Source organism: Lamprobacter modestohalophilus, from assembly GCF_016583905.1.
GTDB lineage: Bacteria > Pseudomonadota > Gammaproteobacteria > Chromatiales > Chromatiaceae > Lamprobacter > Lamprobacter modestohalophilus.
Genome location: NZ_NRRY01000124.1, coordinates 1 through 2,648 on the forward strand (window position 1 = coordinate 1; position 2,648 = coordinate 2,648).

Genomic DNA, 2,648 nt, shown 5'->3' on the forward strand with positions numbered 1-2,648 from the left:
CGCGCGGATTCCATCAGGGCGCGAGGAGCGATCACGCCACCTCATCACGACGCCGGATATATGGCCGCAACGTTTCCTTCTGCTGAACAGTCAAGTGGCTCTTGCATCGCGGGGCGGACCATATATGAGGATGCGCTCGGACCAGGCCAGTAGGGTCTCGGCATCGGCCGCTTGGATCTGTTGGCGCAGCCGGGCATCGGTGGGGCCGAATGTGCGCTCCATCTGGCGCAGCCGCCGCTTGGCTTCGCCGTTGCGCTCGCCCTGCGATCAAGGCGACCAACCGCTCCAGATGCTCCAAGCGGCGCCTCGCGCTGTGCTATCGTGATGCCTTCGCCGGACCACCAGAGGTGCGGCTGCTGCAGGAACCGCCCAGCTGCGAGCGCAACGATTGGCTGCAGACGCTGATGCACAAGTTGCCGCCGTATCAGCAGCGCCCGCGCGGCGCCCTTGCCGGTGGCGGAATCGCTGGCACGGCGCATCATTAATCTGCCGAGTAGCGCGGGGTTGGCATAAGATGACACTTGAAGAACTTGAAGCCAATCTGAGACAAAAATATCGTGATGCGGTCTTGCTTGCCGAGCATCAACGCTATGCGAATGCCATCTATCTGGGTGGTTACTGCCTTGAGCTAGGTTTGAAATATGCCATCGCCAAGCACCTGCACTGGGACAGCTACCGCACCGATGGCGATCTGCGCGTGCTGAAATCGCATAAACTACCCTTCTTACTGCAGTTCACTGGCCAAGAAGCGGCCATCAAGAACGCTGAAGATTGGCAGATCGCCAGCAAATGGACCGAGGCCATTCGCTACCAAGACCCTCGCGCGGTGCAGAGCGAAGAGTTCACTCTGATGTTGGAAGCCACTCGACGGCTTGTGGAGCAATTATGCGCAATCTCGCTTTAACACTCGCCAGAAATCTGGGTACCGTCGAACGAGAGCGCGGGCCTATCAAAGTAAAATGCCTGGTTTGCAAAGAGCCTGACGATATCTTCTGGGATTTAATTCTGTGGGCAGATTGGTTTACACCGAACGAACGCGCACGGCTTAGCTACCTGCTAGAAAAACTGATCAAGCCATTAAACGCGGAAGCGTTGATGCACTTCAGCGCCATGATTACCTATGGTGCCAATGATGACAGCCCTTTCCTCCGGTCGTTGTTGACGATTCAGCGCAATTTCGATCAAGGTCTCTACGCGACGACCTGGCATGACGAGATCATTCAAATTCGATCGACGATGCCCCAAGCCTCACTGATCGTTCCGCTAGGGCATCGACTCATCGAGGGAACCGAAGCAGCCTCGGAAGCCATGATGACAGCGGCTGAAGCCAGGTAAAGACCTTTCACTACGGCATCGACGCTCAGTGAAACACCGCCTCTGGCGTCTCAGGGTGAGGATGCGCTCGGACCAGGCCAGTAGGGTCTCGGCATCGGCCTCTTGGATCTGTTGGCGTAGCCGGACATCGGTGGGGCCGAATTTGCGCTCCATCTGGCGCAGCAGCATCTCGGCTTTGCCCTGCTCGCGGCCTTGCTCAATATACCGATCAATAAACGTCTGCATGATGGGGTCTCCCGGTGCGGTCTGTTCCAACAAGCGGCGGGCGTCATCCTCTTCCAACCGTTGTGTCCCTTGGACATCATATCTCAGCAGCGATTCCAGAATCTGCAGCGCGGTATCACGGTCGGCGACCTGGTCGATCAAGGCGATCAACCGCTCCAGATGCTCCAGCGGCTGGTCACTGAAGATCCAGCGCAGCGCGAGCTGCACCAAGCGCGTGAGCACATCGCCTTTGATCTCCACATCGCTGCGTGGTGAGAGATCGTGCAGCGCATAGCGGAACTGCGGCACCTAGGGTTTAAGCGCCTCTGGTAGCGGCCGGATCAGGGCATGGAACTCGCTCGGCATCCGCCAGCGGCTCTGGCCGTGATAGAGCACCAAGGGGTAAACCGGCGGCAAGGTCTTGGCCTCGGGATGCTGCTTGCGATAGGCATCGCCCTGCAACGCGATGTAGCGCAGCAGTTGCAGCAACACCCAGTAGTCGGGATGACTCTTGTGCTCAAACAGGATGTAGACGTGGAGCGCGAGCGTCGCTGCAGCATCTTCTAGATCAACTGCAGCGGCCGGATTAGCCCGCTCAGGCACGGTTGGATCAGCCTGATCGGGCACGGCTGGATCAGCCTCATCGGGCACACGCCATTTCAGCCGATAGACCAGATCAGAATACGACGCGCGCAATTCCTTGGAGACGTAGCTGTCTTTGCTGATCTCCAGACTGTCGAGATCCACCACCTCAAGCAGCTCAGCCGGCAGTTGCTGGCGCAGAAAGTCCTGCGCGATCTCGCGCCGGGTGAAGCTTTCGCGGAAGTAGACGTCATGCGGGTTGTTGATCTCGTCCATGGGCAGAACTGTACCCGGATTGGACTGTTGCGGCGAGCACCCTACCCTTGCAGCGCTTGGGCGAGGCTCAGCACGGAGAGGCCGTAGCCGGTGTCGGCATCAAGCAGGCGCAGACCGGGCTAGGCCCAATACCGTTCAATGGGCTTGCCAAATGCGTGGCCAAGTATCAGGCTAGATTGCATGAAATCTTAATCTGATCAAGAGGCTACGGTGATCGACCTACACCAGGAGACAGCGGCGTTGGCCGCATG

General features: G+C 58.5%; 6 protein-coding genes. 3 read left to right on the forward strand and 3 right to left on the reverse strand.

Annotated features, from left to right (window positions below; all coding sequences use genetic code 11):
• Nucleotides 1-90: 90 nt before the first annotated feature.
• Nucleotides 91-222 carry a hypothetical protein gene (locus tag CKO42_RS28090; RefSeq protein ID WP_274608975.1) on the reverse strand — a complete coding sequence of 44 codons (132 nt, stop codon included), beginning with the start codon at nucleotides 220-222 and terminating at the stop codon, nucleotides 91-93.
• On the opposite strand from CKO42_RS28090, the gene CKO42_RS26100 reads away from it, so the two are divergent.
• From CKO42_RS26100 to CKO42_RS26110, 3 genes are read left to right on the forward strand one after another with little or no spacing between them, the layout of a single operon-like run.
• The gene (locus CKO42_RS26100) at nucleotides 210-485 is read left to right on the forward strand and encodes a hypothetical protein (RefSeq protein WP_200252194.1); all 276 of its coding nucleotides are present in this window, start codon (nucleotides 210-212) and stop codon (nucleotides 483-485) included. The genes CKO42_RS28090 and CKO42_RS26100 overlap by 13 nt on opposite strands.
• A gap of 29 nt (nucleotides 486-514) precedes the next feature.
• A complete protein-coding gene (locus tag CKO42_RS26105; RefSeq protein WP_200252211.1) occupies nucleotides 515-904 on the forward strand; it encodes a HEPN domain-containing protein in 390 nt (129 codons plus the stop codon).
• A complete protein-coding gene (locus tag CKO42_RS26110) occupies nucleotides 886-1,335 on the forward strand; it encodes a hypothetical protein (RefSeq protein ID WP_200252214.1) in 450 nt (149 codons plus the stop codon). Before CKO42_RS26105 ends, CKO42_RS26110 begins: the two co-directional genes overlap by 19 nt.
• Here CKO42_RS26110 and CKO42_RS27750 read toward each other — a convergent pair.
• Entirely contained in the window at nucleotides 1,264-1,848 is a 585-nt protein-coding gene (locus CKO42_RS27750; protein ID WP_242479728.1) for a DUF4351 domain-containing protein, read from the reverse strand. The genes CKO42_RS26110 and CKO42_RS27750 overlap by 72 nt on opposite strands.
• On the reverse strand, nucleotides 1,849-2,397 hold the full coding sequence (locus tag CKO42_RS26120) for an Rpn family recombination-promoting nuclease/putative transposase (RefSeq protein WP_200252218.1): 549 nt from the start codon (nucleotides 2,395-2,397) through the stop codon (nucleotides 1,849-1,851).
• Between the last annotated feature and the right edge of the window lie 251 nt (nucleotides 2,398-2,648).